This is a genomic window from Streptomyces sp. W16, from assembly GCF_033194735.1.
In the GTDB taxonomy this organism is placed as follows: domain Bacteria; phylum Actinomycetota; class Actinomycetes; order Streptomycetales; family Streptomycetaceae; genus Streptomyces.
Genome location: NZ_JAWOAI010000608.1, coordinates 1 through 5,276, shown reverse-complemented (window position 1 = coordinate 5,276; position 5,276 = coordinate 1). Strand labels below are relative to the sequence as shown.

The 5,276-nt window shown below is 70.2% G+C and carries 6 protein-coding genes and 1 pseudogene; 3 read left to right on the top strand and 4 right to left on the bottom strand.

Features of this window, described 5'->3' with window-relative positions; all coding sequences use genetic code 11:
* Both R6V09_RS45140 and R6V09_RS45135 read left to right on the top strand, forming a co-directional pair.
* Window positions 1-237: pseudogene (locus R6V09_RS45140) on the top strand (hydrolase); the annotation flags it as partial.
* A 164-nt stretch (window positions 238-401) separates the two neighbouring features.
* Window positions 402-908, top strand: coding sequence for a flavin reductase family protein (locus R6V09_RS45135; protein WP_317887287.1), 507 nt, complete (start codon window positions 402-404; stop codon window positions 906-908).
* 16 nt (window positions 909-924) lie between these two features.
* Here the strand turns inward: R6V09_RS45135 and R6V09_RS45130 are convergent, their stop codons facing one another.
* The 4 genes from R6V09_RS45130 to lipB form a co-directional block, all read right to left on the bottom strand.
* The gene (locus tag R6V09_RS45130; protein ID WP_317887286.1) at window positions 925-1,629 is read right to left on the bottom strand and encodes a DUF4191 domain-containing protein; all 705 of its coding nucleotides are present in this window, start codon (window positions 1,627-1,629) and stop codon (window positions 925-927) included.
* A 58-nt stretch (window positions 1,630-1,687) separates the two neighbouring features.
* Window positions 1,688-1,888, bottom strand: a complete 201-nt coding sequence (locus R6V09_RS45125) for an SCO2195 family GlnR-regulated protein (RefSeq protein ID WP_317887285.1) — start codon at window positions 1,886-1,888, stop codon at window positions 1,688-1,690.
* Window positions 1,889-2,130: 242 nt separating this feature from the next.
* Window positions 2,131-3,096, bottom strand: coding sequence for a lipoyl synthase (lipA, locus tag R6V09_RS45120; protein WP_317887284.1), 966 nt, complete (start codon window positions 3,094-3,096; stop codon window positions 2,131-2,133).
* Window positions 3,097-3,201: 105 nt separating this feature from the next.
* Window positions 3,202-3,999, bottom strand: a complete 798-nt coding sequence (gene lipB / locus R6V09_RS45115) for a lipoyl(octanoyl) transferase LipB (RefSeq protein ID WP_317887283.1) — start codon at window positions 3,997-3,999, stop codon at window positions 3,202-3,204.
* A gap of 283 nt (window positions 4,000-4,282) precedes the next feature.
* Between lipB and R6V09_RS45110 the strand changes: the two genes are divergently transcribed.
* Window positions 4,283-5,276: regulator (locus R6V09_RS45110; RefSeq protein ID WP_317887282.1), on the top strand; the 994-nt coding region annotated here is incomplete at its 3' end.

Sequence of the window (5,276 nt, the reverse complement as noted above, 5' to 3'; positions counted from 1 at the left end):
GCGGCGGTCCGGGGCGCCCGGGACCTCGCCCTGGCGGTGGAACTGCTGGTCTCGGCGGTCGACCGCGTCTTCCGCGCCGGCGGCACCTCCGGGCAGTCCTCGTCCGACCCGGTGCAGCGCTTCTGGCGGGACGTGAACAGCGCCGCCTCCCATGTCGCCCTCTCCTTCGAGACGACCGGCGCGGCCTACGGCGCCTGGGCACTGGCCGGCCGGGAAGGGGCGGGGGCCGTGCACTGAGCCGGTCCCGGTTGCCGGTCGGGAGTAGTGACCGCATAGTCGATCTGGAGCCGGGTGACTATCTCGATCACCGTCGGTGAGCCGTGTCCGAGGCCGTCCCGAGGCCGCTGAACTCGCGGCGGCCTCCACGAAGGCCCGCAAAGGCCAACAGGTGGTGCACCGTCATGACGGAGCGTCAGGAAGTACTGGAAGCCGAAGCCGCGGTGGAGCCCGAGGACTTCCGGGCCGCGATGGCCCGCTTCCCCTCGGGCGTGGTGGTGGTCACCACCCGTTGCGGGGACGGCACGCCCCGCGGATTCACCGCCAGCTCCTTCTGCTCGGTCTCGCTGGAGCCGCCGATGGTGCTGGTGTGCCTGGCGAACTCGGCGGACTCGGCGCCGTCGTTCGAGTGCTGCGACCGTTTCGCCGTGAGCGTGCTGGCCCCGGCCCACCGCCCGCTCGCCCTGCGCTTCGCCACGAAGGGCACCGACAAGTTCGCGTCCGAGGGCCTCGGCCTCAGTCCGGGCGGGCTGCCGACGGTCGAGCGGGCCCTGTCCGAACTGGACTGCACCCCCCACGCACGACACCCGGCCGGGGACCATACGGTCCTGATCGGCCGGGTGACGGGTGTGCGACTGGGGGAGGGTTCCCCGATGGTGTATTACGACCGCGCGTTCAGGACGCTGGCCTGACGACTCGGCCCGAGGCTCAGCGGGCCTTCCCGCCGCCCTTGGGGAGCTTCATCCCCTTGGGCATGGGGCCCTTCGGCAGCGGCATGTTGCTCATCAGGTCGCCCATCGCGCGCAGCCGGTCGTTCGTGGCCGTCACCTGCGGGCCGGTCAGGACGCGCGGCAGCTTCAGCATCGTCGTACGGACCTTCTTCAGCGGGATCTGGCCCTCGGCGGTGCCCACCATCACATCGTGCACCGGGACGTCCGCGACGATGCGGTTCATTTTCTTCTTCTCTGCGGCCAGCAGGGACTTCACCCGGTTCGGGTTGCCCTCGGCCACCAGCACGATGCCGGCCTTGCCGACCGCGCGGTGCACCACGTCCTGGCTGCGGTTCATCGCCACCGCCGGAGTCGTCGTCCAGCCCCGGCCGATGTTGTCCAGTACCGCGGCGGCAGCGCCCGGCTGGCCCTCCATCTGCCCGAAGGCGGCGCGCTCGGCGCGTCGTCCGAAGACGATCGCCGTCGCGAGGAAGGCGAGCAGCAGGCCGAGAATGCCCAGATAGATGGGGTGCCCGAGCAAGAAGCCGATCGCGAGGAAGACACCGAAGGTGGCAATTCCGACAGCCGCGAGTACAAGACCGATCGTCTTGTCGGCCTTGCGCGTCATCTTGTACGTCAGGACGATCTGCTTGAGTCGCCCGGGGTTCGCAGCGTTGTCCGCTGTCGTGTCCTTCCTCGCCATGCCACGAGTCTACGTGGCTCCCGGAGCGCCGACGACGGCGGTGCCCCGGCGAGGGGGGTCAGGAGCGGGAGGTGAGGGACTGCTCCAGGACGAGCTGTGCCTCGACGCGGTCCTTGGCGCGGCGGCGGTCCTCCAGGACGGAGGTCCACGCGTTGCGGCGGGCGGTGCGCTGGCCGCTGCTCATCAGCAGTGACTCGACGGCGCGCAGGGCGTCGGTGACGGACGGGATGGCGGTGGCGCGGACGGGTGCGGCCTGCATGGTGGAGGTCCCCCCTCGGAACGGCTCTGGGTATGGGGCTACGTGCTGTAAAGCGAGTGTCACTGTTTGGTGTTACCAGGGCGTGACCGACCGGTCAAACGCCAATGAAGCCTTGATGCGGAGGGCCGAAACGCTGACGCGGCCCTGATGGACGCCCTCAACTGGGAGGACGGTCAGGGCCGCGTCGGTGGCGGGTGCTACTGGCGGGTAGCTGCTTGTGCGCGAATTCACACGGCCTTGCTTCAGACCGCCTGCGAGGCCACGTACGCGCCACGCTTCTCGATCGCCATCTGGTACAGCCGCCCGGCACGGTACGAACTGCGCACCAGCGGGCCGGACATGACACCGGAGAAGCCGATCTGCTCGGCCTCCTCCTTGAGTTCGACGAACTCGTGCGGCTTCACCCAGCGCTCCACGGGGTGGTGCCGCACCGAGGGCCGCAGATACTGCGTGATCGTGACCAACTCGCAGCCCGCCTCGTGCAGTTGGCGCAGCGCCTCGCTGACCTCCTCGCGGGTCTCGCCCATGCCGAGGATCAGGTTCGACTTGGTGACCAGGCCGTAGTCGCGGGCCTCGGTGATGACCTTGAGGGAGCGGTCGTAGCGGAAGCCGGGGCGGATGCGCTTGAAGATGCGCGGGACCGTCTCGACGTTGTGCGCGAAGACCTCGGGGCGGGAGGAGAAGACCTCGGCGAGCTGCTCGGGGACCGCGTTGAAGTCGGGGGCGAGCAGTTCGACCTTCGTACGGCCGCTCTCGCGGGACTCCGTCTGCTGGTGGATCTGGCGGACCGTCTCGGCGTACAGCCAGGCGCCGCCGTCCTCCAGGTCGTCGCGGGCGACGCCGGTGATCGTGGCGTAGTTGAGGTCCATGGTGACGACGGACTCGCCGACGCGGCGCGGCTCGTCACGGTCCAGGGCCTCGGGCTTGCCGGTGTCGATCTGGCAGAAGTCGCAGCGCCGCGTGCACTGGTCGCCGCCGATGAGGAAGGTCGCCTCGCGGTCCTCCCAGCACTCGTAGATGTTGGGGCAGCCGGCTTCCTGGCAGACCGTGTGCAGACCCTCGCTCTTCACGAGGGCTTGCATCTTCGTGTACTCGGGACCCATTTTCGCCCGGGTCTTGATCCACTCGGGCTTGCGCTCAATGGGGGTCTGGGCGTTCCGGACCTCCAGGCGCAGCATCTTGCGTCCGTCGGGTGCGACTGCGGACACATCGGCTCCCTGTAGCTTCGATTCTTCGGCGTACACCAGGGTACGCCCGTGATTTCAGGCCCCCGCCTTGAGGCCAACCGCAGAGCGGAAAGTCACATTCCCGGGTCAGGCACTGGCCTTCTCGATCTCCCGCGGCTTCGGGTCCGCGTGCTCCAGTACGTCCTTCAGGTGGCGCTCGACCACCGGCAGTACCTCGTCGATCGTGACGTCCCGGCCCAGCTCGGCCGCGAGCGAGGCGACGCCGGCGTCGCGGATGCCGCACGGGATGATCCGGTCGAACCACCTGTTGTCCGGGTTCACGTTCAGCGCGAAGCCGTGCATCGTGACGCCCTTGGCCACGCGGATGCCGATCGCGGCGATCTTGCGGTCCTCGCGGCGCTGGCCGGCGTTCGAGGGCGCGTACTCCGGGCCGTTCATCCGCGGGTCGAACTCCTCGTCCTGCAGACGGGGGTCGAAATCGATGGACAGCCCGCCGATCGACGGCCGCTGCTCCACCGGATCACCCAGCACCCACACCCCGCTGCGGCCCTCGACCCGGCTGGTCTCCACGCCGAACTCCGCGCACACGCGGATCAGCGCCTCCTCCAGGCGTCGTACGTGCGCGACGACGTCCACGGGGCGGGGCAGCTTCTGGATCGGGTAGCCGACCAGCTGGCCCGGGCCGTGCCAGGTGATCTTGCCGCCGCGGTCGACGTCGATGACGGGGGTGCCGTCGAGCGGGCGCTCGTTGTCCTGCGTGCGGCGGCCCGCCGTGTACACCGGCGGGTGCTCCAGGAGCAGCACGGTGTCGGGGATCTCGTCCGCGAAGCGGGCCGCGTGCACCCGGCGCTGCTCGTCCCACGCCTCCTGGTATTCGACGGCGTCCGCGCCGAACCCCATCCGGACGAACCGCAACTCACCCACGGCAAGCGCCTCCTCAGCAGCACCTACGAGTCGTAAGGCACGAAACATGCCTACGCCACTGTACGACCGACCGCTGACAGCCCACCGGGCGGCCGGGACCGTCAGCCCTACGACCAATCCTCACACGATCGGATGAATGCACGTCGGAATGTGCGACGAGCCGCTTACGCTCCGCTACATTCGCGCCGTTCACGAGGCCAAAAGGGCTGCTCACAGGCAATCCGGGCAGGCGGTGGTCGCATCGGCCGCCGTGAGGCCCGAAAGGCAGGAGACCGCACCGCAGATGACGGAACGACCCGCGCAGCGCACTCCCAACCGTCAGCTCGCCGCGCTCATCGCAGAAGCGGGGTTCTCCAACGCGGGGCTCGCCCGTCGCGTGGACCAACTCGGTCTCGAACACGGGCTTGATCTGAGATACGACAAGACGTCGGTCACCCGGTGGCTGCGCGGGCAGCAGCCCCGCGGCACCACCCCCGCCCTCATCGCCGAGGTCTTCACCCGCCGGCTCGGGCGCCGGCTCACCGCGCAGGACCTCGGCCTCGACGCCTGTGCGCCGGTGTACGCGGGGCTCGAATTCGCCTCGACCCCCGAGGAGGCCGTCGACATCGTCAGCGGGCTGTGGCGCAAGGACTCCGGCAGCCACGCCGAGCTGCGCAAGATCGCCTTCACCCCGGCCGGTCTTGTGGTGCCCAGCAGGGACTGGCTGATCGGCCGCGCCGACGACCGGGTCGGCCGCGCCGAATCCGCGACCCGGGTGCCCCCGCAGGGCCGCCCCGCCGTACCCCGGCAGCGCGGGGCGGCCGAACGCGGCCCCGGCCAGAAGGTCACCGGCGGCGACATCTCCGCGCTCCGCTCGGTCGGCGAACTCTTCCGCACCCTCGACAACGCCTACGGCGGCGGCCACGCCCGGCAGGCCCTCGTGCGCTATCTGGAGCACGAGACCGAGCCGATGCTGCGCGGCGTCTACGGCGAACAGACCGGCCGGCGCCTGTTCGCGGCGGCGGCCGACCTCACCCGGCTCGCCGGCTGGACGTCGTACGACATCGCCGCGCACGGGCTCGCGCAGCGGTACTTCGTGCAGGCGTTGCGGCTCTCGCAGGCGGCCGGGGACCGGGCCTACGGCTCGTACGTGCTCATGACCATGAGCAGGCAGGCCGTCTATCTCGGGCACGGGCGGGAGGCCGTACAGCTGGCGCGGGTGGCGCAGCAGGGGGTCGGGACCAGCGCGCCGCCCGTCGTACAGGCGCTGCTGCACTCCGTGGAGGCGCGGGCGCACG